At 71.7% G+C, this 21,039-nt stretch carries 21 protein-coding genes and 3 pseudogenes; 10 read left to right on the top strand and 14 right to left on the bottom strand.

Features of this window, described 5'->3' with window-relative positions; all coding sequences use genetic code 11:
• Window positions 1-75 precede the first annotated feature (75 nt).
• Genes AB0N07_RS32355 through AB0N07_RS32340 form a run of 4 tightly spaced genes read left to right on the top strand, consistent with a single transcriptional unit; the run spans window position 76 to window position 2,447 of the window.
• Window positions 76-558, top strand: a complete 483-nt coding sequence (locus tag AB0N07_RS32355; protein ID WP_365841151.1) for a DNA starvation/stationary phase protection protein — start codon at window positions 76-78, stop codon at window positions 556-558.
• 42 nt (window positions 559-600) lie between these two features.
• Window positions 601-933 carry a DUF3140 domain-containing protein gene (locus tag AB0N07_RS32350; RefSeq protein WP_365841149.1) on the top strand — a complete coding sequence of 111 codons (333 nt, stop codon included), beginning with the start codon at window positions 601-603 and terminating at the stop codon, window positions 931-933.
• Window positions 930-1,577: an endonuclease gene (locus AB0N07_RS32345; protein WP_365841147.1), complete on the top strand. Its 648-nt coding sequence runs from the start codon at window positions 930-932 to the stop codon at window positions 1,575-1,577. The genes AB0N07_RS32350 and AB0N07_RS32345 overlap by 4 nt, the downstream gene beginning before the upstream one ends.
• A 57-nt stretch (window positions 1,578-1,634) precedes the next feature.
• Window positions 1,635-2,447 (top strand): SAM-dependent methyltransferase, encoded by an 813-nt coding sequence (locus AB0N07_RS32340; RefSeq protein WP_365841145.1) that lies wholly within the window; start codon window positions 1,635-1,637, stop codon window positions 2,445-2,447.
• 1 nt (window position 2,448) lies between these two features.
• On the opposite strand, the gene AB0N07_RS32335 is transcribed toward AB0N07_RS32340, so the two are convergent.
• The 9 genes and pseudogenes from AB0N07_RS32335 to AB0N07_RS32295 all read right to left on the bottom strand — a co-directional run.
• Window positions 2,449-3,345: an NAD(P)-dependent oxidoreductase gene (locus tag AB0N07_RS32335; protein WP_365841143.1), complete on the bottom strand. Its 897-nt coding sequence runs from the start codon at window positions 3,343-3,345 to the stop codon at window positions 2,449-2,451.
• The gene (locus AB0N07_RS32330; protein WP_365841141.1) at window positions 3,342-4,031 is read right to left on the bottom strand and encodes an SDR family oxidoreductase; all 690 of its coding nucleotides are present in this window, start codon (window positions 4,029-4,031) and stop codon (window positions 3,342-3,344) included. The genes AB0N07_RS32335 and AB0N07_RS32330 overlap by 4 nt, the downstream gene beginning before the upstream one ends.
• Complete coding sequence (locus AB0N07_RS32325; protein ID WP_365841139.1) at window positions 4,028-4,903, bottom strand: cupin domain-containing protein; 876 nt, start codon at window positions 4,901-4,903, stop codon at window positions 4,028-4,030. The genes AB0N07_RS32330 and AB0N07_RS32325 overlap by 4 nt, the downstream gene beginning before the upstream one ends.
• Complete coding sequence (locus AB0N07_RS32320) at window positions 4,900-6,267, bottom strand: amidohydrolase family protein (protein WP_365841137.1); 1,368 nt, start codon at window positions 6,265-6,267, stop codon at window positions 4,900-4,902. Before AB0N07_RS32320 ends, AB0N07_RS32325 begins: the two co-directional genes overlap by 4 nt.
• A gap of 22 nt (window positions 6,268-6,289) precedes the next feature.
• Complete coding sequence (locus tag AB0N07_RS32315) at window positions 6,290-7,288, bottom strand: alpha-ketoacid dehydrogenase subunit beta (protein WP_365841135.1); 999 nt, start codon at window positions 7,286-7,288, stop codon at window positions 6,290-6,292.
• Window positions 7,276-8,256 (bottom strand): thiamine pyrophosphate-dependent enzyme, encoded by a 981-nt coding sequence (locus AB0N07_RS32310; RefSeq protein WP_365841133.1) that lies wholly within the window; start codon window positions 8,254-8,256, stop codon window positions 7,276-7,278. The genes AB0N07_RS32315 and AB0N07_RS32310 overlap by 13 nt, the downstream gene beginning before the upstream one ends.
• Complete coding sequence (locus AB0N07_RS32305; RefSeq protein WP_365841131.1) at window positions 8,256-9,590, bottom strand: Xaa-Pro peptidase family protein; 1,335 nt, start codon at window positions 9,588-9,590, stop codon at window positions 8,256-8,258. Before AB0N07_RS32305 ends, AB0N07_RS32310 begins: the two co-directional genes overlap by 1 nt.
• Window positions 9,591-9,642: 52 nt before the next feature.
• On the bottom strand, window positions 9,643-10,299 hold the full coding sequence (locus tag AB0N07_RS32300) for a cupin domain-containing protein (protein WP_365841129.1): 657 nt from the start codon (window positions 10,297-10,299) through the stop codon (window positions 9,643-9,645).
• A 95-nt stretch (window positions 10,300-10,394) separates the two neighbouring features.
• Window positions 10,395-10,887: pseudogene (locus tag AB0N07_RS32295) on the bottom strand (sensor histidine kinase); the annotation flags it as partial.
• Between the two features lie 206 nt (window positions 10,888-11,093).
• Between AB0N07_RS32295 and AB0N07_RS32290 the strand changes: the two are divergent.
• Window positions 11,094-11,213 (top strand): annotated as a pseudogene (locus AB0N07_RS32290) (DNA-binding response regulator); the annotation flags it as partial.
• Here the strand turns inward: AB0N07_RS32290 and AB0N07_RS32285 are convergent.
• The gene (locus AB0N07_RS32285) at window positions 11,210-12,100 is read right to left on the bottom strand and encodes a Cof-type HAD-IIB family hydrolase (protein WP_365841127.1); all 891 of its coding nucleotides are present in this window, start codon (window positions 12,098-12,100) and stop codon (window positions 11,210-11,212) included. The pseudogene AB0N07_RS32290 and the gene AB0N07_RS32285 sit on opposite strands and share 4 nt — an antisense overlap.
• Window positions 12,101-12,179: 79 nt before the next feature.
• Complete coding sequence (locus AB0N07_RS32280; protein ID WP_365841125.1) at window positions 12,180-13,586, bottom strand: cytochrome P450; 1,407 nt, start codon at window positions 13,584-13,586, stop codon at window positions 12,180-12,182.
• A gap of 831 nt (window positions 13,587-14,417) precedes the next feature.
• Here AB0N07_RS32280 and AB0N07_RS32275 point away from each other — a divergent pair.
• Genes AB0N07_RS32275 through AB0N07_RS32260 form a run of 4 tightly spaced genes read left to right on the top strand, consistent with a single transcriptional unit; the run spans window position 14,418 to window position 18,354 of the window.
• Window positions 14,418-15,227, top strand: coding sequence for an SAM-dependent methyltransferase (locus tag AB0N07_RS32275; protein WP_365841123.1), 810 nt, complete (start codon window positions 14,418-14,420; stop codon window positions 15,225-15,227).
• A 38-nt stretch (window positions 15,228-15,265) separates the two neighbouring features.
• The gene (locus AB0N07_RS32270) at window positions 15,266-16,669 is read left to right on the top strand and encodes a glutamine synthetase family protein (RefSeq protein ID WP_365841121.1); all 1,404 of its coding nucleotides are present in this window, start codon (window positions 15,266-15,268) and stop codon (window positions 16,667-16,669) included.
• A 2-nt stretch (window positions 16,670-16,671) separates the two neighbouring features.
• Window positions 16,672-17,802 carry an amidohydrolase family protein gene (locus AB0N07_RS32265; RefSeq protein WP_365841119.1) on the top strand — a complete coding sequence of 377 codons (1,131 nt, stop codon included), beginning with the start codon at window positions 16,672-16,674 and terminating at the stop codon, window positions 17,800-17,802.
• A gap of 15 nt (window positions 17,803-17,817) precedes the next feature.
• Entirely contained in the window at window positions 17,818-18,354 is a 537-nt protein-coding gene (locus AB0N07_RS32260) for an NUDIX hydrolase family protein (RefSeq protein ID WP_115910498.1), read from the top strand.
• On the opposite strand, the gene AB0N07_RS32255 is transcribed toward AB0N07_RS32260, so the two are convergent.
• The 3 genes and pseudogenes from AB0N07_RS32255 to AB0N07_RS32245 form a co-directional block, all read right to left on the bottom strand.
• On the bottom strand, window positions 18,317-19,147 hold the full coding sequence (locus AB0N07_RS32255; protein WP_365841117.1) for a DUF427 domain-containing protein: 831 nt from the start codon (window positions 19,145-19,147) through the stop codon (window positions 18,317-18,319). The two genes, AB0N07_RS32260 and AB0N07_RS32255, sit on opposite strands and share 38 nt — an antisense overlap.
• Window positions 19,148-19,181: 34 nt before the next feature.
• Window positions 19,182-19,554: pseudogene (locus tag AB0N07_RS32250) on the bottom strand (MBL fold metallo-hydrolase); the annotation flags it as partial.
• A gap of 63 nt (window positions 19,555-19,617) precedes the next feature.
• Window positions 19,618-19,977, bottom strand: a complete 360-nt coding sequence (locus AB0N07_RS32245) for an excisionase (RefSeq protein ID WP_365841115.1) — start codon at window positions 19,975-19,977, stop codon at window positions 19,618-19,620.
• 68 nt (window positions 19,978-20,045) lie between these two features.
• Between AB0N07_RS32245 and AB0N07_RS32240 the strand changes: the two genes are divergently transcribed.
• Window positions 20,046-21,017: a Clp protease N-terminal domain-containing protein gene (locus AB0N07_RS32240; protein ID WP_365841113.1), complete on the top strand. Its 972-nt coding sequence runs from the start codon at window positions 20,046-20,048 to the stop codon at window positions 21,015-21,017.
• Window positions 21,018-21,039: the final 22 nt, after the last annotated feature.

Below are 21,039 nucleotides of genomic sequence, written 5' to 3'. Positions count from 1 at the left end.
TTGTTTGCAGCACTTCGCCATGGGCACCCGAGATCGCGTGGAGTGACCGCAACGGCTGGAAGGAGAAACGCCCTGATGACTGCGGTGAAGAGCACACTTCCGGAACCGGCCCGCAAGATCGCCGGTGACGCGCTGCAGAGCACTCTCGTGGATCTTCTCGGGCTCTCACTGATCGCAAAGCAGGTGCACTGGAACATCGTGGGCCCGCGGTTCCGCTCGATCCACCTTCAGCTCGACGAGGTGGTGGCCACGGCACGCACGTACGCCGACACGGTCGCGGAGCGCTCCTCGGCGCTCGGCCTGCCGCCCGACGGCCGGCCCGAGACGATCGCGGCGGCCTACACGCTGCCGAGTCCGAAGGACGGCTGGGTGCGCGACACGGACGTCGTCCAGCTGATCGCGGACGCGCTGGAGGCGGCGATCGGACGGCTGCGCGAGCGCATCTCCGCGACCGCGGAGCCGGATCCCGTCACCCAGGACCTGCTGATCTCCCTCACCGCGGAGCTCGAGAAGCAGCGGTGGATGTTCGACGCGGAGAACTGGCCTCGCGAGGACTGACCCGTCGACGGCCGGACCATGCACGTACGGAAGGGGCACTCGATGACCGACGCCCTCGAACTGGACGCGCTGTGGGACGATTTCCACCGCGCGGTGAACATGACCTCCCAGGAGCTCGCCGCCTGGCTGCGGGTGAGCGACGCCGACGAGAACACGGAGCCCCTGCCCGAGCAGGCGGGCTCGCCCACCGGGCAGCACGTCCTCGCGATCCTGCAGAAGCGGCGCACGGACCTCACGGACGACGACGTCCGGGTGATGTACGAGGTCGTGGACACGGTCACGGAGGAGTCGGACCTGGAGAACGAGCCGGCGGCCGAGGACACCGACCGCCGGCACCGGCTGATGACGATCGGCCATGACCCGCTGAAGCCATGAGCGACCAGCAGGACGTCGTCCGCGAACTGGTGCGCGCACATGGGCGGACGTTCGCCGAGGAGGCGGGCATCAGGCTCAAGGACACCCCGCAGCCGCTGTACCGGCTGCTGGTCCTTGCACTGCTGCTCAGTGCCCGCATCCGCGGGTCCATCGCCGTCGGCTCCGCCCGCGAGCTGTACCGGGCTGGGCTGCGCGACCCGCGCCGGATGGCCGAGGCCGACTGGCAGCGGCGGGCGGACGCGCTGGGCCGCGGCGGCTACCGACGCTACGACGAGCGCACCGCCACTCAACTCGGCGACGGCGCCGTGCTGTTGACGGAGCGGTGGGGCGGGGATCTGCGCCGGATGCGGAAGGAGGCGGACGGCGATGTCGACGAACTTCGCCGGCTGCTCCAGGAAGTGCCGGGCCTGGGCCCGGCCGGCGCCGACATCTTCCTGCGCGAGGTCCAGCGGGTGTGGCCGGAAGCCGCACCCTATCTGGACCGCAAGGCGCTCGACGGAGCGGAGCGGCTGGGCCTGCCGAAGGACCCGGACCGGCTGGTGAAGCTCGCCGGGAACACCGAACCTGCCGTGCTCGCCGCAGCGTTGGTGCGGGCGGCGCTCGACAAGGAGGTGGCCGAAGACAGTCTCCGCCGCGCGGCATGATCGTGTAACACTGCTCGCACGCACGCCTTTTGGGCCTGTCGAGCAGAGGAGCGTCACGTGACGGGGACCGAGCCGGCCGCACCGCGGATCGACACGACCAGGCCGCACCCGGCCCGCGTCTACGACTGGTACCTCGGCGGCAAGGACAACTACCCCGTCGACGAGCAGCTGGGCAGGCAGATCGCGTCCATGCAGGGCGACGCGCCGCGGGCCGCCCGCGCCAACCGCCGCTTCATGCAGCGCGCCACGCGCAGGCTCGTCCAGCAGTCGGGAATCCGCCAGTTCCTCGACATCGGCACGGGTATACCCACCGAGCCCAACCTCCACCAGATCGCCCAGCGCGAAGCACCGGACGCGCGCGTCGTCTACGTCGACAACGACCCGATCGTCCTCGCGCACGCGGGTGCCCTGCTGCGCGGCACCCCGGAGGGCGTCACGGAGTACCTGCAGGCCGACGCCCGTGACCCCGCTGCGATCCTCGAACAGGCGGGCCGCATCCTCGACTTCGACCGCCCGATCGCCCTGTCCCTGATCGCCCTGCTGCACTTCATCGCGGACGAGGACGGCGCCTACGACCTGGTGGGCACCCTCGTCGACGCTCTGGCGCCGGGCAGCTGCCTGGTCCTGTCCGCGATGACGGCGGACTTCGAGCCGGAGAACGTACGCCGGGGCATCGAGGCCTACGCGGCGGGCGGAGTGACCCTGGTGGCCCGCACGCACACCGAAATGGGCGGCTTCTTCAAGGGACTTGACCTGATCGAGCCGGGGATCGTGTCCGTGGTGGACTGGCATCCCGAGCTCGCCGTGGACGAGACACCGGACGGCGAGGGCCCCGTGTCGCTGTACGGGGGCGTCGGCGTCAAGGGCTGACTCAGGGACGCCGGTCACCGCGGAGGAAGTCCGCCAGTGCGCTCAAGTCGCGCTGTCCCAAGCCTTGTTCCAAAGCTTCAGCCACCGATCGCCTGTTGGCGCCGGCCTGTTGCATGGGTGCGCCGACGCGCTCGGCGAGAGCGAGGGCCAGGTCGAGGTCCTTGGCGACGAGTTCGAGGGTGAAGGCGACCGTCGCACTCTCCGGGTGCAGATACGCGTCCTTCTTGTACTGCACGAACGGCGCCCCTGCGGCACCGGCCGCGAACACCTCGTACGCCGACTCCCGGGCCACCCCGGCTCGCTCGGCGAGGACGAGCGCCTCCGAGAGGGCCTGGTTGAGGCCGAGGAGAAGGGAGTTGACGGCCAGCTTCATCGCCGCGCCGGTGCCGGCGGGACCGACGTGGACGACGTGGGATGCCAGGACGTCCAGCACGGGTCGGGCCTGTTCAAGAGCCGATACGTCCCCTCCCGCCATGACGGTGAGCCTGCCCTGCTCGACGAAGACGACGCTGCCGGAGACAGGGGCGTCCAGCAGGACCGCGCCCGCCTTCTCGACCAGGGGTGCCAGCGCGGTCACCGTCTCGGGGGCGACGGTGCTGGTCTCCACGACCACCGCCCCTGCGCGCAGCCCGGCGGCGAAGCCGTTCTCCCCGCCGTACGCCTCTCGTACGGCCGTGTCGTCGGCCAGGGAGACGAGGACGACGTCCGCGGCCGCGGCCGCCTGGCGGGGCGTGCCGGCGACCGCCGCCCCGGTCGCCTCGGCCTTGGCGCGGGTGCGGTTGTACGCCGTCACCGCGAAGCCTGCCTCGCCCAGTCGTATGGCCATGGCTGCGCCCATCCGGCCGGTGCCGATCATCGCGACGCGCGGTCGCGCAGCGCTCGTCCCGGTGTCGCTCACCCCAGCAGCCACCCCCCGTCCACGCTCAACTCCACTGCATTGACGGACCGGTTGCGCAGCAGGAAGTCCACTGAGTCCACGACGTCCGCCACGGTGGCGAGCCGTCCGGTCGGGGTCCTGGCGCGCAGGGCGGCCAGGACCTCCTCCGGCTTGGACTGCCAGTAGGGGCTGTCGCCCACGACTCCGGGATGGACGGCGTTGACGCGGACCGGTGCGAGTTCCACCGCGAGGGTGTTCACCAGGCCGCGCACGCCCGCGTTGACCGTGGCCACCGTGGTGGCGCCGGGGTAGGGGCGCTCCTTGGCCTGACCGCCGAAGATGACGATCGCGCTGTCGTCGGTCATGCGCGGCCGCAGCACGTGCACGACCTCGGTGTAGCCGACGAGCTTGAGCGTGACGAGGCGAAGGGCGGCGGTGATGTCGTAGTCCGTGGCCCGGTTCTCGTCGCGGGAGACGCCTGCGAGGACCAAGTGGTCGACGCGGCCGACGTCCGCCAGAGCCGCGGCGATCTCGCGCGGCCGGGACAGGTCGAGGGCGAGGCCTCGCGCGCCGACCTCCTTGGCCACGGCTTCGGTGCGGTCGGGGTCGCGGCCGGTGAGGACGACGTCGTCGCCCCGCTCGGCCCGGACCCGGGCGAACTCGCGGCCGATGCCCGACGTGCCACCGACGACAACGACGCTGCTCATGACTCCAGGGCCTCCCTCAGGTACTCCCAGTCCCGCGTGAACCGGTACGAGTGGCGCGGCGGCGGCTGCGGCGCCTGGGTCTCCAGCCAACGCAGCGGCCCCGTACCGGCGTTGGCGAAGCCGTGCACGCAGCCCGCGCCCGCCCACGCGCAGTCGCCGGGGCCGAGCCGATGGCGCTCGCCGTCGAACACCGCGTCCGCCTCGCCTTCCAGGAAGTAGTACGTCTCCTCGAAGGGGTGGTCGTGGGTGCCGGCGACGCCGTCCGGCGCGTACTGGACCATGAACATCGTCGAGGCGACCGCGCCGAGGTCGCTGTCGACCATCATCTTGACCGTGATGCCGCTGTAGACGAGCAGCGCGGTGCGCATGCTCGCCGAGACCGCGAGAAGGTCCTGGGACTGTTTGCCGGGGTCCATCTGGGCCGTCTCGAAGTGGCCGAAGGTGCGGGTGCGCGGGTCGCGGACGTCGATGCGGACGGGGTTGCGCGCGGGCAGGTCGCGCACGGCCTGGGTGTCGTGGCCATAGCGTGCCCGCGGGACCGGCGCCAGCATGTCCGCCCAGCGTGCGGGCGTGTCCCCGGCGCCGCGCCAGGCGTGCGGGACGCCGGTCGGGAGGATGCCGTAGTCGCCCTCCTCCAGGAGGTACGAGCCGTCGGGGACGTCGAGGATCACGGTCCCGTCGAGGATGTGGAAGCTCTCCTCGTAGGAGTGCACATGCGCCGATACCCCGCCGTCGGGCCGCAGTTCGCACAGGCCGAAGCCGGTGTGCACGCTGCCGTCGTCCTCGCCGACCAGGGTGCGGCGCCGGTGGCCGTGCGCGTCGTACGGCGGCTCGGCCGCGTCGGCGGCCCGCCGCACCAGATGCCGGATCATGCGGTCGGCTTCGCCTCCTTCGCCTTCGCTTCCTTCGCCGCGAGCAGCCGGTCGCGGGACTCCTCGACCAGTTGCCGGGCGCGTGCGACGTCGGCCGTGAGCCTGCCGTCGCGCTTGCGGACGACTCCGTCGACGATGACCGTCTCCACGTTGGAGACGTCCGCGCACAGCGTGACCGCGGACGCCGCGTCGTGCACCGGCGCGATGTTCAGTGCGGTGGCGTCGAGGGCGACGACGTCGGCGCGCTTGCCGGGGGTCAAAGAACCGGTGCGGTGCTCCAGTCCCGCGACATGCGCGCCGTTGCTCGTCGCGATCTCCAGCATCTGCCGTGCCGTCAACATGGTGGTCGGGACCGGCATGTTGGCCTGCCAGCAGTCGGCGTTGACCCGGGCGCGCTCGGCGCCGAAGGCCGCGCGTATCTGGGTGAACATGTCGCCGGGCACGGTGGTGACGACGTCGATGCTCAGGGACGGTCGCAGTCCGTGCTCGATCGCCGCCATCACGGGCGGCCAGCCGTGCCCCATCTGGGTCTCCACCTGCGGCGCGACCGAGACCGTACCGCCGCTGTCGGCGACCATCTGCCACTCGTCCTCGTGCAGGTAGCAGCAGTGGATGTAGGTGGTGTCCGGGCCGAGAAGTCCGAGGTCGTTGAGCTGTTTCACCATGCCGAAGCGGCCGGCGAGGCGCCCCATCGCCACATGCACGGTGATGGGGATGTCCAGCTCGCGGGCGAGGGCCCATTCGGAGGTGACGACGTCACTCACGCAGAAGCCGGGGCCTCGGGTGGCGAGCGCCATGGTCAGCAGACCGTCGTCGGAGGAGAAGTACGTGGCGCGGATCCGGCGTACGTCGTCTCCGGGGATCGCAATCTTGCTTTCGAACCAGTAGTCGGCGAGGGAGGTGTTGGCGCTGCCGTATGCGTACTGGGCGCGGATGCCGGTCTCCGTCAGCGCCTGGATCGCGGCGTCCGGGTGCTCGGGCGTGTTGTTGATGTGGGACCAGTCGACGAGCGTGGTGATACCGGCGTTGAGGCACTCCAGGGCGCCGGCGAGGTTGGCCGCGTACACGTCCTCGGGGGTGTACAGCGGGGCGAAGGTGTCGAGGATGTCGACGAAGTAGTCGTCGAGGGTGGCGTCGGGGGCGACACCGCGGATCGAGGCCTCCCAGGTGTGGCGGTGGGTGTCGACGAAGCCGGGGACCACGATGCGGCCGGTCATGTCGAGGACCTCGGCGTCGGCGCTGATCTCCGGCTGTACCGCGGCGATCCTGCCGTCCTCGATGAGGACGTCCCCCCTCGGCAGATCCCCGACGGAGGGATCCATCGAGAGCACGTGCCCCGCGCGAAGCAGTATCCGATCGGTCATCGCGCTTCCTCCTCAGGGGTGTTCAGTACGCGGCGAGACTCCGCACCGCCGCCACGACCTTGTCCACGGTGGGAATGACTTGCTCCTCCAGCGCGTCGGCGAACGGCAGCGGCACGCACTCCCCCGCCACCCGGCGCACCGGCGCGTCCAGCAGCCCGAAGCCCTCGTCGGCGACGACCGACACGAGAGTGGCGCCCCAGCCGCCCTGGTAGGGGTTCTCCTCCACGGTCACCAGCCGCGAGGTCCTGTCGAGGGAGGCGAGGACGGTGGCGACGTCGAGCGGGACGAGGCAGCGCAGGTCGACGACCTCGGCGTCGATGCCCTCCGCGGACAGCTGCGAGGCGGCCCGGAGCGCCACCGGGACCATGGAGGCAAGGGCGACGAGAGTGATGTCGGAGCCCTCGCGCACCACCGCCGCGCGGCCCAGCTCGACCACATGATCCGGCGGCGCGGGCGCACCCTTGCTCGCCAGCAGCCCCTTGTGCTCGAAGAAGACCACGGGGTCGTCGCTCCGAATGGCCGCCGCCATCATGCCGATGACGTCGGCGGGCGTGGCGGGGGCGGCGATCTTCAGCCCCGGGACGGTCAGTGCCCAGTTCTCGGTGGCCTGCGAGTGCTGGGCCCCGAAGCCGAGGCCGCCGCCGTTGGCGGTGCGCACCACGAGCGGCACGGTGACCTGTCCGCCCGTCATGTACCGGACCTTCGGTATCTCGTTGGCGAGGTAGTCCCAGCAGCAGGCCAGGAAGTCGGAGAACATGATCTCGGCGACCGGTCGCACCCCGGTCATCGCGGCGCCCATCGCCGCGCCCACGATGGCCTGTTCGGAGATCGGCGTGTCCCACACCCGCTGGGGGCCGAACTCCTTGAGCAGCCCGACGGTCGTCTTGAACACCCCGCCGGCCTCGCCGATGTCCTCGCCGAGGCAGACGACGGCCGGGTCGCGGCGCATCTCCCGCGCGATGCCCTCGGCGACCGCCTCGCGGTACGTGATGACGTCACGGTCCGCGCTCATGTCCGCCATGCCGCACCTCCGTCCGCCCATACGTCGGTGAACGCGTCGCCCGGATCGGGCGGCGGCGCGTTCTTCGCCGCCTCGACCGCCTCCCGTACGACGTCACGGGCGCGCTCGTCGGCCGCGGTGACCGTCGCCTCGTCCACCCCCAGCTCCACCAGGCGCCCGCGGGCCAGGTCCAAGGGGTCGTGCTTCAGCCAGCGTTCGACCTCCTCGGCCGGGCGGTAGGTGGCCGGGTCGGCGCGGCTGTGCCCGAAGTGGCGGTAGGTCTCGGCCTCCAGCAGGGCGGGCCCGTCTCCCTCCCGGGCCCGCTCGGCGAGGCGGGCGACCGCCTCCTTCACCGCGAGGACGTCGTTGCCGTCGACGACCTCGCCGGGGATGCCGTACGCCGGCGCCCGGTCGGCGGCCGGACGGGCCACGGCCGTGACGTCGGCGATCGGCGTGTACTCCATGTACAGGTTGTTCTCGCAGACGAACAGCACGGGCAGCTTCCATACGGCGGCCAGGTTGAGCGCCTCGTGGAAGGCGCCGATGTTGGTCGCTCCGTCGCCGAAGAAGGCGACCGCTAGCTGCCCGCTGCCGCGCAGCCGGGCCGACCAGGCCGCCCCCACCGCCATCGGCAGGTGGGCGCCGACGATGGCGTACGAGCCGAGCATGTTCGTCGCGGCCTTGGTCAGGTGCATGGAGCCGCCCTTGGCCCTGCACAACCCCGTCGCCCGTTGCATGAGTTCGGCGAGGCACTCCTCGGGGGTGGCGCCGCGGGCCATGGCGTGGTGGTGGCCGCGGTAGGTGGCGAAGACGTAGTCGTCGGGGCGCAGGGCCGCGCTCGCGCCGACGGCGATCGCCTCGTGCCCGGCGGCGAGGTGGGTGGTGCCCTTGACCAGTCCGGACAGGAAGAGGTCGTGGGCGGCCTTCTCCGTACGGCGGATGACGGCCATCTGCTCGTACAGGGTGAGCAGTTCGTCGCGGACGGCCATCAAGCACCCCCGTTGCTGCGGGTGTTGAGGTGGGACTGGGCCTCGCGGCGGGTGTTCAGCTCGCCGCCGACCGTCCAGTACTTGCGGCCCGCGACGAGCAGTTCCTCGGCCGGGAACTTGGTGATGACCTCGCAGCCGTCGGCGGTGACGACCAGTTCCTCCTCGATGCGGGCCGCGGACCAGCCGTCGGCGGCCGGCCAGTAGGTCTCCAGGGCGAACACCATGCCCTCTTCGAGGACTTCGGGGTGGTCCAGGGAGACCAGACGGCTGAAGATGGGCTTCTCCCAGATGGACAGGCCGACCCCGTGGCCGTACTGGAGGGCGAAGGCGGCGGTCTCGTCGGCGAAGCCGAACTCCTCGGCGCGCGGCCAGACCTGGACGATGTCGGCGGTGGTGGCGCCGGGGCGGACCAGGGCGATGGCCTCGTCCATGTACGCGCGGCAGCGGACGTAGGCGTCGCGCTGGGCGCGGGAGGCGCTGCCGACCGCGAAGGTGCGGTAGTAGCAGGTGCGGTAGCCGAGGTGGCTGTGCAGGATGTCGAAGAAGGCCGGGTCGCCGGGGCGGATCAGACGGTCGCTGTAGACGTGCGGGTGGGGTGAACAGCGTTCGCCGGAGATGGCGTTGACGCCTTCGACGTACTCGCTGCCGAGGTCGTAGAGGACCTTGCTGACGAGGCCCACGCACTCGTTCTCGCGCACGCCGGGGCGGAGGTAGCCATACAGCTCCTCGTAGGCCGCGTCGACCATCGCGCAGGCCTGGGTGAGCAGGGAGATCTCGTCGCGGGTTTTGGTGCGGCGGGCCTCCAGGAAGACCTGCTGGCCGTCGACGACGTCGATTCCCTCGGCGCGCAGGGCGGCCAGGATCGGCATTTCGGCGACGTCGATGCCGAGGGGTTCGTTCGCGAGGCCGTGCTCGCGCAGCTCGGTGGCGATCTTGCGGGCGACGTCCTCGGCGATCCCTGCCTGCGGGTGGAAGGCGCCGCGCAGGGTGGAGATGCCGGCGCGGGCGCCGGTGGGTGGGCCGTCTTTGCCGTCGCTGTAGTCCAGCCACGGGTTGTAGAGCTGGTGGTGGCGGGCCGCGGAGCCGAAGTCCCAGACGACCGGTTCGCCGCCGCGGACCAGCAGGGCGAAGCGGATCAGCTTGTCCATCGCCCAGGTGCCGATGTGTGTGGCGGTCATGTAGCGGATGTTGGCGAAGTCGAAGCTGAGCACCGCGCCGAGCGAGGAGCGGTTCAGGGTCTCGTTGAGCCGGGCCAGGCGCTGCTTGCGCAGCCGGTCCAGGTCGATGCGCTCTTCCCAGTCGACGGCGCCTGGTCCATATGTGCGGATCGCCATGGCGACCACCCCCACTCCGGAGTGAACGACCAGGCCGGGCAGGTGTCAAGTGCTACTGAACACTCTGGCTGAACACGAACCAGACGCCGACGGCCGGTTCCGTTCCGTCATTCCGGTAGCGGTGAGGGGTCGTCGACTCGAAACAGACGGCGTCCCCGGGGCCCAGCCTGTACTCGTCGAAGCCGAGGGTGAGGACGAGCTCTCCGGAGGTCACATAGCCGTACTCGGTGCCCGTGTGCCGCATCAGGCCGCCGGAGCTGGAGGAGGAGCCGCCGGGCCGGTAGGTCACCAGCAGGAAGTCGACGTCCGTGCCCGGAACATGCCCGAGCCGCTCCCATACGACCCCCGAATCCAGCTCCAGCAGCTCCCGCTCCCCCGGGGTGACCAGCGGTCCGATGCGCCGGCCGGGATCGGCGGCGAAGGCCGCGAGGGCGTGCAGGACGGTGGCGGGGGCGGCGGCCGCGGCCACGACCGGCGAGGCGGCGGCCTCGTCCTCGTACCCGTCGAAGAGCGCCTCCACGGAGACCGACAGTGCGGTGGTGATCGCGTACAGCGTGCTCACCGACGGCTGGCTCTTGCCGGTCTCGATCTGGGAGACCAGGCTCGCCGAGACGCCGATCTCCCGGGCGAGGGAGCGCAGGCTCACGCCTTTGGCGAGGCGCGCCTGCCGGATGCGTGCGCCGACGGGCGGCACGGCGGCAGGAGACACGGCTGCTCCCCTCTCGGGCGGACTTGTGCAGCACCATTGAACAGCCGGGGTCGGCCGCGAGGCCAGAGTCTCAGGCGAGGAGCGAAGTACGGAGATCAGCGCACCCGCGCCGGGAGGACCGCCCGTACCTCCCAGTCGGCCCGGCGCGCGGCCCCGCGGGCAGGTCGCCGCCGAGTGCGGTCACCCGCTCCTTGAGGCCGCCCAGGCCGAAGCAACCGCCGTGGGCCGCGGCGGGCAGTCGGGTGCCGCCGCACGTTCGTCAGTGCCTCCTGCACGACCCGGAAGGCTGCCGCCTGCACCTCGTGCGAGAGGTCGTCGGGGACGGCGGGGTCGTGGTGCACGGTGGCCTTCGGGATGGGGCCGGCGAAGTCTTCCGTCAGGCCGGCGAAGCCCGCCGGGTCGCCCACCGGGCGGCGGTCGGCCTGCTCCCCGGTGTCACGCAGCACGCCGACCGTGCGGCGCCCGGAGGCAGCGCCTCGGTCGCGGCGCGCACGACGCCGGCCAGGACGGGGTCCAGTTCCAGCGGCCGGCTCTCCGCCATCATGCGGCCACCTGGGTCCGCACCAGGATGCCGGTGACGTGGTGGGCGGCGAGCCCCGCGACCGGACCGGCGAGGGCCAGGTCCACCACCATGAAGCCGAGCATTTCGCGCCGGCAGGGCGACCAGGTCCAGCAGGCCACGGAGGGGCGCGGCGCGGCGGGCAGTCCGTCTGCTCAGGCACGTCACGGCTGACCCGAAGACCGCCGTCCCCGCACGGCCCCTACCGCCCACGGAGTCCCTCACCGACCGCCATGTCTCCCTCTCCACGGTCAAGACCCACCTCTCCAGCGTCCAGCTCGAACCGGGCGCCCGGAACCGGGTCGAGATCGCGGCCTGGGCGTGGCGGAACGGGTATGCGCAGCCGACCGGCTAGAGGTTCAGCACGCGCGCGACCGTGCGCAGCACTCCGTTGTCGTTGTTGGACGGGGCCAGGTGGCGGGCCCGGGCGATGACGTCCGGGTGGGCGTTGGCCATGGCGAAGGACCACTCGGCGGCGTCGAGCATCTCCAGGTCGTTGAGGTAGTCGCCGAAGACCATGGTCTGGGCAGGTGTGACACCCAGTTCGCGCTGGAGGCGGCGCAGGGCGGCGCCCTTGTTGGCGGTGCGGTTCATGACGTCGACCCAGTGCTCGCCGGAGACGACGACCATGGGGGTCCCCCCGCTCGAGCGAAGTCGAGAGCGGGGAAGGGTGGCGGTGAAGGACTCCAGCGCGGGTGCGGTGGTGTGCGCGGCGGAGCCGAAGTCGAAGAGGGCGACCTTGATGACGTCGTCGTCGAGCGCGGTGGCGTCCTCCACGACGCGGTGTTCGACGTAGTACTTGCGCACCTCCGCCAGGAATGCCTCGTCGCTGCGCTCGACGTAGGCGGAGCGCTTGCCGCAGACGACGGCGCCCACGTCGACGCCCTCGGCGACCAGCTCTCGTGCGGCCTGCACGACGCGGGCCGCGACACCCGGCTCCAGCGGGTCCGAGCTGAGCTCCACGCCGTCGCGCACCACGTACGTGCCGTTCTCCGCGATGAACACCATGCCCTCGGCGACCTCGGCGAACTCCCGTGCCAGCGTGGCGTACTGCCGCCCGCTCGCCGGGCTGAACAGCACACCGCGCCGGCGCAGCTCGGCCAGCGTCTCCCACAGGCCGGGCGGGAGCCGCTTGGCGTCGTCGAGCAGCGTGCCGTCCATGTCGGTGACGACGAGGCGTATGTCGGCGGAACCGGTGGGCGGGCCGGAGGCGGTGAGGAGGGGCGAGGCGGCGGAGGACATGACCTGCTTCCGGTGGGGCGCGGCGGGGCGCCGGATGGCTTACGGCGGTCCCGTCACCCTACGCGAGCTGCGCGGACGCTCAGCTTCCGGACCGGATCAGGCCCGTCAGATAGCGCCACAGCGAGGAGCGCCGCTTGGCGGCCTGGTCCGGTACCGCGGGTGCATCCGGTACGTCCGCCGCGGGCGCCGGCGCGAGAGGCAGCGGCGGCCCGGACAGTTCGTAGCGCACCGGCAGCGAGCGCAGCCCCCGCATGAACGGCGAGGAACGCCACGGCAGTTGGTCGACGGGGAGGGCGAGCTCCAGGTGCCCGAACCGTTCGAAGACACGGCTGACGCCCGCCGCCGCGATCGTCGACGCCAGCTCGCGGGCCGGGCACTGGCGGGACCCCGCGCCCCACGACAGGTGCGCGCGGCTGCTGATGCCGGCGCCCGGTGCCATCCGGCCGGCGAAGAGGGGGTCTGCGTGGGCGGCGGCGGAGGAGACCCACACGGGGTCACCGGCGTGGATGGTGTAGTTGCCGAGCCGGGTGTCCGCGGCCGCGAACCTCGGCACGAAGTTCACCAGCGGCGGCTTGCGCATGACCACACGGTTCATGGTCTCGCGCACCATCCCGGCGGACAGGGTGGTGCGGACCCCGCCCTCGTTCCCTCCCGCGATCACCTCGACGACCGTGTTGGAGATGAGGATGCCGACATGGTCGGAGGTCATGCCGAGCAGCATGAACAACTCGCGGGCCAACGCGTCGACGGAGAGGTCCGGGTGGGCGGCCAGCAGATGGGAGGGGAAGTCGTCGCCCGGCTTCTCGATCTTGGCGGCGGCCAGTTCGCCGAGCGTCACCAGCAGGCGGGCCAGGGCGGGTTCGGCATCGGGGCCGGCGTCCAGCACCCGCCACATGTCCATCAGGGCGTCGTCGCCCTGCGAGCCGGGGAAGCCGAGCAGATGGCTCGCCGCCATCAGCGGCAGCGGACGGGAGAACTGCGCCGACAGGTCGGCCGTGCCCGTGCCGCCGCCCTGAGCGAGCAGGGAGATCAGCTCGTCGGCGTACCCGGTGACGGCCGCCTTGAGCCGCTTGGCCTGCGGGTTGCGTGGGTCCTGGAAGGGGCGCAGGGCCGTGTCCCAGGCCCCGCGCAGCGTGCGGTAGCCGGGGCCGCCCTGGATCAGCACGTGATTGACCTCGAGGGACGGGCCGAGCGGCCAGTCGGCGGGCACCCGGCCCTCCGTCCGGGCCCGCCAGTTCTCCAGGCCCTTGGGCCAGCAGGCGTCGTCCTGGAGCACCTGCAGCGACTCGCGGTAGCCGAGCACGAGCCACGCGGGCACGCCCAGCAGGTCGACCGGCGCGACCGGCCCGTGGCGCTCCCGCAGCCGCTCGTAGACGAGCCCGGGACGGGTCTCGTAGTCCCGGGTCAGCAGGGGTTCCGGAGCCAGGCCCTCCAGCCGCGTGCCGGCCCGCTCCGCGCTGTCCTCGTCGACCGAGTGGAACTCCATGCGTCCGCCGCCCCCTTCGACACCGTCTGCAGAGCGCTCCGCGGGATGTGCCGATCACCTGCGGCGCCGTCGTGGCCGGTCGCGCCCCCGCGGCGGAGCCGCATGCGATACAGCCCCGCGCCCTTGCCGCGCCGGCGAACCCGCAGGGACGGTACCTCAGGCGTCGCTTGGGTCACACGGCGGGGTACTGGCCGGTAGCAGAATGCCGGGCGGGACCTTCGAGTTGCCCGTACGGCTCGGTCCTGCTCACCCGGACGGGCCAGTGCGCTGGTGGGGCCGTGGGGCGGATGGTGCGCTAAGAAAGCCACCTCTGCCACCTCTTCCCGGCTTCCCCGGAGGCGTCCGCCACGACCCGTCGTCGTCCGTCCCGTCCCCTCCGCCTGCTCGCCTCCGCGTCGGCCGCGGCGGTTCGACGGCCTCCGAGGTCACCGTTTCCCCGCACGCCGAGAACACGCCCACCGCCCCGCCCGTCTCACCGGGCCACGGCACAGGCCGCGCTCACCACCGGGCACGACCTCGATGGCAACTGGAACCAGGTCGCCGCCTGCAACCGCGTCCGGCTGAGCGCCTCGTTCGCCTGGTTGAAGACACTGCCGGTGAAGTGCGACCAGTTCACCGCGACCGACGCCAAGGGCGGCAAGCGGGACGGTCCAGGTGACCTCGGCCTCGGTGCCCAAGCAGGGAGACGCCCGTCGACGGTCCCGGCCGGAGCGGCTGACGGCCGTTCAACCGACCCGTTCCGCACACCTGATCGGCCGATTCCCGGGACAGCGTGATCACCGGGCGGCACAATGGCGGCGACGGCCACAGGTGTTGAGAAGGAGCAGAGTTGTGAGTGAGAGCCACACCCCGGGCGGGTCGGCGAGACTGAACACCGGTGTGGCGCACAACGCGCGCGTGTGGAACTACTGGATCGGCGGCAAGGACAACTACGAGGTCGACCAGCAGGTCGGCGAACACGTCGCCGGAATGTTCCCGATCATCCGGGAGATCGCCCGCGCGGACCGCTGGTTCCTGGGCCGGGCGGTGCGGTTCCTGGCCGAGGAGCGCGGGGTGCGGCAGTTCCTGGACATCGGCACGGGGCTGCCGACCGCGGACAACACCCACCAGATCGCCCAGCGGATCGCCCCCGACGCCCGCATCGTCTACGTCGACAACGACCCCATCGTGCTCGCCCACGCCCGCACCCTGCTGACGGGCACCCACGAGGGCGTCACCGACTACATCGACGCCGACATCCACGACCCGGACGCCATCCTCGAACGCGCCTCCCGCACCCTCGACTTCAGCCGTCCGGTCGCGGTGATGATGCTGGGCATCCTGAACTTCGTGCTGGACACGGAGAAGGCGCACGAGATCGTACGGAAGGTCGTCGCCGCGGCGCCCTCAGGCAGCTTCCTGGTCCTGACCCATCCCACCTTCGACGACGACCTGGGCGGCGCGGGCCAGATCCCGGCGATGAAGTTCTGGAACGAGAACGCCACCCCGCCGATCACCGCCCGCAGCGGCGAGGACATCGCCGCCTTCTTCGAGGGGCTGGACCTCCTGGAGCCGGGCCTGGTGTCGTGCTCCCAGTGGCGTGCCGAGCCCGGATCGCCCGCCGTGGTGCCGCAGTTCGGCGCGGTGGCCGTGAAACCCTGACGGAGCAGCCTGACGGACGTGCCGAGCGTGGAGGACGTATGACGACCCTTGCCGACCCCGTCCCCGGCGGCCGCCCGGGTGACGTCGAACGGGCCACCGCGCTCGGCGACGAACTGTCCGGGCGGGGCGTGCACGGCATCGTCCTGGCCTACGTCGACACCGCGGGCGTCGGCCGGGTGAAGACCATCCCCACGGCCAGGCTCGCGTCGGCGGCGGCCTGGGGCGTCGGCATGTCACCGGTGTTCGACACGTTCCTGGCGAACGACTCCATCGTCTCCACCGACGTCCTGGGCTCCCCGGACGGTGACCTTCGCCTCTACCCCGACCTCGACCGACTCGTCGTCCTGGCCGGGCAGCCCGGCTGGGCATGGGCGCCGGTCGACCGGATCACCCAGGAGGGCGAACCGCACCCGGGCTGCAGCCGCACGGTCCTGCGCCGCGTCGTCTCGCAGGCCGCCGACCGGTACGGCCTCACCTTCAAGGCGGGCATCGAGATCGAGTGGGCCGTCGGGCAGGGCCCGGCGGAGGGCGGCGACTTCGTGCCCGCGCTCACGGGCCCCGCCTACAGCGCCACCCGCCAGGTCGAACTCAGCGACTGCACGGCGGACCTGCTGGCCGCGCTCGCCGCGCAGGGCGTGGATGTCGAGCAGATCCATCCGGAGTACGCGGCCGGGCAGTTCGAGGTCTCGGTGAGCGCCCTGGACCCGGTGACGGCGGCCGACCGAAGCGTGCTGGTACGGCAGACCGTCCGGGCGGTGGCCAAGCGCCACGGGCTGGTGGTGTCCTTCGCCCCGGCGGTCTTCGCGCAGGGCGTCGGCAACGGCGGCCACGTCCACCTCTCCGCCTGGCGCGACGGCGTCAACCTGCACTCCGGGGGCGAGGGCCGCTACGGCATGACCGCAGACGCCGAGTCGTTCGCGGCCGGAGTGCTCGCCCGCCTCCCGGCCCTCACGGCCGTGACCGCGCCCAGTCCGGCGAGCTATCTGCGCCTCAAACCCTCACAGTGGGCCGGGGTGTTCACCGCCTGGGGCCGCGAGACCCGCGAGGCCGCGGTACGGGTCGTCACGGGCACCGCGGGCCTGCGCGACCAGGCCGCGAACCTGGAGGTCAAACCGGTCGACCTGGCCGCCAACCCGTATCTCGCCCTCGCCTGCCTCATCGCGGCCGGACTGGACGGCCTGACCTCGTCCGCGCCCCTGCCCGAGGAGATCACCGGCGATCCGGCCCGCCTCGACCCCGCGGACGCGGCGGTCCGGGGCATCCGCCGCCTGCCGACCTCGCTCACCGAAGCCGTCGAGGAGTTCCGCAAGGACGAACTGCTGCGGACCGCGCTCGGCCCGGTCCTCGCGGACGCCGTCATCGCCGTACGACAAGGGGAGATCGCGGCGGCACACGGGCTGGACGACGAGCGGCTGGCGGCGGCCTACCGCTGGAAGTACTGACGATGGCCGGCCCGGTCCAGGAGGCGCTCGACGCACTGGAGTTGGTGGACCACCACTGCCACGGCGTCGTCACCGCCGACCTGCGCCGGGAGGGCTTCGAGGACCTGATCACCGAGGGCGCGGCCTGGCCCGGCCTCTCCCCCTTCGACAGCCCGGCCGGCGTGTCGATCCGCCGCCACTGCGCTCCCCTGCTGGACCTGCCGCGCCACGCGCCGCCCGATGAATACCTGGCCCGGCGAGCCGAGTTGGGCTGGCAAGAGGTACATCGCCGCTTCCTCAACTCCGCGCGGACAAGCACCTTCTGCGTGGACACCGGGTACGCCCCGGAGCGCCTCACCACGCCCGCGGAACTCGCCGAGACCGCAGGCGGGACGGCGTACGAGGTCGTACGGCTGGAGGGCGTCGCCGAAGCGGTGGTGGCGCAGGGCGTCGAGCCCCACGACTACGGCGACGCCTTCCAGGCGGCCGCGCTGGAGGCCGTGCGGCGGCCGGGCGTGGTGGCGGTGAAGTCCGTGGCCGCGTACCGCACCGGCTTCGACCTGGACCCGGCCCGCCCATCCGTGGCGGAGGTCACCGAGGCGGCCCGGCACTGGTCGGCGCGCGGCGGCCGGCTGGACGATCCGGTCCTCATACGGCACCTGCTGTGGACCGCGGTCGATCTCGGCCTCCCCCTGCAGCTCCACACCGGCTTCGGCGACAACGACATCCGGCTGCACCGCGTCGACCCCACCCGCCTCACCGACTGGCTGCATCTGACCGCCGGGACGATCCCGGTGCTGCTCCTGCACTGCTGGCCGTACCAGCGCCAGGCCGCCTATCTGGCCGCGGTGTTCGAGCACGTGTACCTGGACGTGGGCCTCACCCTCCACTACGTCGGCCCGGCGCGCGCCCGGGCAGTCCTGGAGGAGGCGTTGGAGATCACACCGTTCCGCAAGCTGCTGTACAGCTCCGACGCGTACGGTGTGGGCGAGTTCTACTGTCTGGGCGCGCTCGCCTTCCGCCGCGGTCTGGCCGGTCTGCTGCAGGACCGGGTGGACGCCGACGAACTGAGTCTGCCGGACGCGCTGCGCATCGCCGAGTGGGCGGGAGCACACAATGCGCGCCGGGTCTACGGCCTTTCCGGCCCCTCCTGAAAGTATGATCAAGCAATGTCTGACATGACCGAAACCACGCCGGGCTGGCTCAGCTCCGACGACCTCGAGCTGGCACGCGCCCGTATGCCGATCCTGTACGTCGAGGCCGTGCCCGTGCGCGTCGACGACAGCGGCGAAGTCACCAGCGTCGGCCTGTTGCTGCGCATCGGCCCGGACGGGACGGTCAGCCGGACCCTGGTCTCCGGTCGTGTGCTGCACCACGAGCGGGTCCGTGACGCCCTGCTGCGGCACCTGGAGAAGGACCTCGGCCCGGTGGCGCTGCCGCGGATCCCGGCCTCGCTGCAGCCCTTCACGGTCGCGGAGTACTTCCCGACGCTGGGCGTCACGCCGTACCACGACCCGCGCCAGCACGCCGTGTCCCTGGCCTACGTCGTCCCGGTCACCGGCGACTGCCGGCCCCGGCAGGACGCCCTGGACCTGGTGTGGTTCAGCCCGCAGGAGGCCGTGTCGGAGGCCGTGCAGAGCGAGATGCCCGGCGGGCACGGGGTGCTGCTCAGGCAGGCCCTCGCTCACGTCGGCTGCTCTGTTTGAGCATCGTGCTGAAAGGTGTGGCGGGGCGCTCCACGTGCTCCCCGTCCACGGTGATGTCGGCCGCCTCGTTGTAGAACGCGAGGAGTCCCTTGATCGTGCCCACGGCGGGCAGCGGCTGCGGGTAGCTCCAGACGATGTTCGGCGGCACGTCGGCCTCGCCTCGCACCGACCAGTACTGTGCCGTGCCCTTGTAGGGGCAGCCGGTGCGGTGTTCGGTGGGTTCGAGGAGGTCGAGGCGGACGTCCTCGCGCGGAAGGTAGTAGCGGGTCGGCAGACCGGTCTCGAAGAGCAGCACGGGCCGTTGGGTGTCGGCGAGGAGCATGCCGCCGACCGACACCTGGACATGCCGGCTGCTCGCGATGGCATCCACCCGCTTGTGCGGATCACGGGGGTGGATGAAGATCTCTTCCTCCTCCTCGTACCAGTGGTCCAGGCCCCGGCCGCTGCGCCGGAACCACTCGAAGGCGATGTACTCGGCCAGGTCGGCGGCCGGGAAGGTCCAGGCGGCGTTCTCCAGCAGCTCACCGTCGACTTCGAGGTCGTAGAAGATCCTGGAGCCGGTGTGGGCGCCCGTCCGCGGGTTCTTCGCGGGGCGCAGGAGGTCCTCGCGTACCTCCGCGCGCGGGAAGGCGTACTGCGGTACGGGCAGCGAGGGCTCCCAGACGAGGACGGGGTGCCGGCTGTCGACGACGGTGGCCTCGCCCTTGCGGCCGCGCACCCAGCGTTCGCTGGGCTCCCACAGGAGGCCTTCGGGGGTGGCGCGCAGGGATCGTTCGGTGGGGAGTGCACTCATGGACCGCTCTCCTTCGGCTCGTCGTCAGGGCACTCGGGTCGCCGTGGCGGAAGACCGCCGTGTCGACCTTCAACTCGGCCAGGCGGTGCAGCGACTGGAGGGCGACCGACCCGTCCGTGTGTCCGGGCACCGGCACCACCACTGCGCCGCCGCCGAAGTCCAGCACATCACCATCCTCCACCTCCCGGTCCACCCGGCACGGCGGAGCCGGGGGCAGGGGCGGGAGCGCCGCCCGGATCGGCACCTCGAAGTCCTCCGGCACCGGCGGCGCCCCCGCCGCCTCTCCTCCTGCCGGTGCGTCAGCACGATCAGATCAGGATCAGCTCGTCGCCGTCCCGCCACAGACAGGCCGCCCCCACCGCGAAGCGGAGCACCCGCAGGCCCGGCAACACCTCGATCACATCCATGCCCCCAGCGTGACGGACCGTCCTCCCGGCCATACGGTCGTTCGCTGACGGCTCAGCAGGCGGTCACTTGCGCTCCAGCGCGGCCAGCCGCAGCTCCAGCTGGTCGACCCGGTGCCGTAGCAGGGTGACCTGGGCTTCCAGGCTGATTTCCCGCTCCGCCCGGCGCTGAATGCGCGGGGAGGCGGCGGCGCGCTCGATCACCGCGTCCAGCTGGACCAGGCGCTGCGGGCCGTTCGGGCCGTCCACCAGCCGGGACTGGATCTCGCCGTTGCGGTACCAGGCCCGCAGGGCCGAGCGGGAAACGCCGGTCTCGGCTTCGGCCTTGGCCAGTGTGACCCAGGGTTTCTCGTCCAGCTGCTCGAACAGCTCCAGCTCGTTCTGCCAGCGCGCGAGCCGGTCCTCCCAGTCCGACGGTGTCTCCATCGCACCCTCCCTTCGACACGGTGACTCTATCAATACCAGTGTATTGACAGGGTTGAGACCATGGAGACATGACTTTCGAGAGGTTCACAGTGAAGGCCCGCCGGGTGGTCGTCGCGGCCCAGGAGCAGGCAAGGCTGCTCAAACACAGCCACATCGGCACGGAGCACCTCCTGCTGGGGCTGCTCGACGTGCCGGACGGCACGGCGGCGCAAGTCCTGCACCAGCTCGGGTACGACAAACAGACCGCGCAGGCCGACATCGCCGCTGCGGTCGAACCCGGCACGAAGGAGCTGAGCGGCCACATCCCGTTCGCGGGGCGCGCGAAGAAGGTGCTGGAACTCGCCCTGCGCGAGTCGCAGCAGCTCCGCCACAGCGACATCGGTACGGAACACATCCTGCTCGCCCTGGTCAGGGAGGGTGAGGGCGTCGGCGCGAAGGTGCTCGCCGAGCGGATCAATCCGGTCAGCAGGATCCGTGCCGCCGTGCTGGCATCGGTGGAGGGGGCGCAGGACCCTGCGGCCGGCCCCTGGCCGAGCGGCACACCCGCCACCGAGGACACCCTGTCCACCGCGGGCGCACTGGCCGGCGGCGCTCCGGTCGGCAGCCATCACCTGCTGGAGGCGATGCTGCGGGCGGAGAACAGCATGGCGGCCAGGGTGCTGCGCGAACTCGGCGTCGACCCGGACGCCGTAGCCGCCAAGATCGACGAACTGGACCCGGAGACGACCACGGACGCGAACCCGGAGGAGGCCGCCGCCCGCAAGATGGAGATCCGGCTGGTCGACGACGAGGTGCACCTGATCCTGCGGGACCCGGCGACGGTCGCTGCGGCCAAGAAGGTGACCGAGCTGTCCGGCGGCCCGATCCGGGGCGTGGGGCCTGTCGCCGGCCTGTTCGTCCCGCTGTGGCGGTCGGCCGGCCAGCTGCTGCAGCAGATCCGGCGCACGCTGGAACCGGAGCCCGAAGACGACGACGGATCCACCGCGAGCAAGGTGGCCAAGGCCGTTCGCACGGTCCTCGCGCCCCGGCTCCGCCGGTGAACCCGCTGGTCGGCGAGCCGGA

This window comes from Streptomyces sp. NPDC051172 (genome assembly GCF_040682555.1).
Classification (GTDB): domain Bacteria; phylum Actinomycetota; class Actinomycetes; order Streptomycetales; family Streptomycetaceae; genus Streptomyces.
This window is presented reverse-complemented; position numbering and strand designations above follow the sequence as displayed.

What these genes read in the sequence shown, in the direction of transcription:
- AB0N07_RS32270 (WP_365841121.1), top strand. Translation starts at nt 15,266, where the DNA reads ATGACGACCCTTGCCGACCCCGTCCCCGGCGGCCGCCCGGGTGACGTC.
- AB0N07_RS32310 (WP_365841133.1), bottom strand. Translation starts at nt 8,256, where the DNA reads ATGGCCGTCCGCGACGAACTGCTCACCCTGTACGAGCAGATGGCCGTC.
- AB0N07_RS32260 (WP_115910498.1), top strand. Translation starts at nt 17,818, where the DNA reads ATGTCTGACATGACCGAAACCACGCCGGGCTGGCTCAGCTCCGACGAC.
- AB0N07_RS32285 (WP_365841127.1), bottom strand. Translation starts at nt 12,100, where the DNA reads ATGTCCTCCGCCGCCTCGCCCCTCCTCACCGCCTCCGGCCCGCCCACC.
- AB0N07_RS32305 (WP_365841131.1), bottom strand. Translation starts at nt 9,590, where the DNA reads ATGGCGATCCGCACATATGGACCAGGCGCCGTCGACTGGGAAGAGCGC.
- AB0N07_RS32280 (WP_365841125.1), bottom strand. Translation starts at nt 13,586, where the DNA reads ATGGAGTTCCACTCGGTCGACGAGGACAGCGCGGAGCGGGCCGGCACG.
- AB0N07_RS32245 (WP_365841115.1), bottom strand. Translation starts at nt 19,977, where the DNA reads ATGGAGACACCGTCGGACTGGGAGGACCGGCTCGCGCGCTGGCAGAAC.
- AB0N07_RS32345 (WP_365841147.1), top strand. Translation starts at nt 930, where the DNA reads ATGAGCGACCAGCAGGACGTCGTCCGCGAACTGGTGCGCGCACATGGG.
- AB0N07_RS32325 (WP_365841139.1), bottom strand. Translation starts at nt 4,903, where the DNA reads ATGATCCGGCATCTGGTGCGGCGGGCCGCCGACGCGGCCGAGCCGCCG.
- AB0N07_RS32350 (WP_365841149.1), top strand. Translation starts at nt 601, where the DNA reads ATGACCGACGCCCTCGAACTGGACGCGCTGTGGGACGATTTCCACCGC.
- AB0N07_RS32255 (WP_365841117.1), bottom strand. Translation starts at nt 19,147, where the DNA reads ATGAGTGCACTCCCCACCGAACGATCCCTGCGCGCCACCCCCGAAGGC.
- AB0N07_RS32315 (WP_365841135.1), bottom strand. Translation starts at nt 7,288, where the DNA reads ATGGCGGACATGAGCGCGGACCGTGACGTCATCACGTACCGCGAGGCG.
- AB0N07_RS32330 (WP_365841141.1), bottom strand. Translation starts at nt 4,031, where the DNA reads ATGAGCAGCGTCGTTGTCGTCGGTGGCACGTCGGGCATCGGCCGCGAG.
- AB0N07_RS32240 (WP_365841113.1), top strand. Translation starts at nt 20,046, where the DNA reads ATGACTTTCGAGAGGTTCACAGTGAAGGCCCGCCGGGTGGTCGTCGCG.
- AB0N07_RS32265 (WP_365841119.1), top strand. Translation starts at nt 16,672, where the DNA reads ATGGCCGGCCCGGTCCAGGAGGCGCTCGACGCACTGGAGTTGGTGGAC.
- AB0N07_RS32320 (WP_365841137.1), bottom strand. Translation starts at nt 6,267, where the DNA reads ATGACCGATCGGATACTGCTTCGCGCGGGGCACGTGCTCTCGATGGAT.
- AB0N07_RS32355 (WP_365841151.1), top strand. Translation starts at nt 76, where the DNA reads ATGACTGCGGTGAAGAGCACACTTCCGGAACCGGCCCGCAAGATCGCC.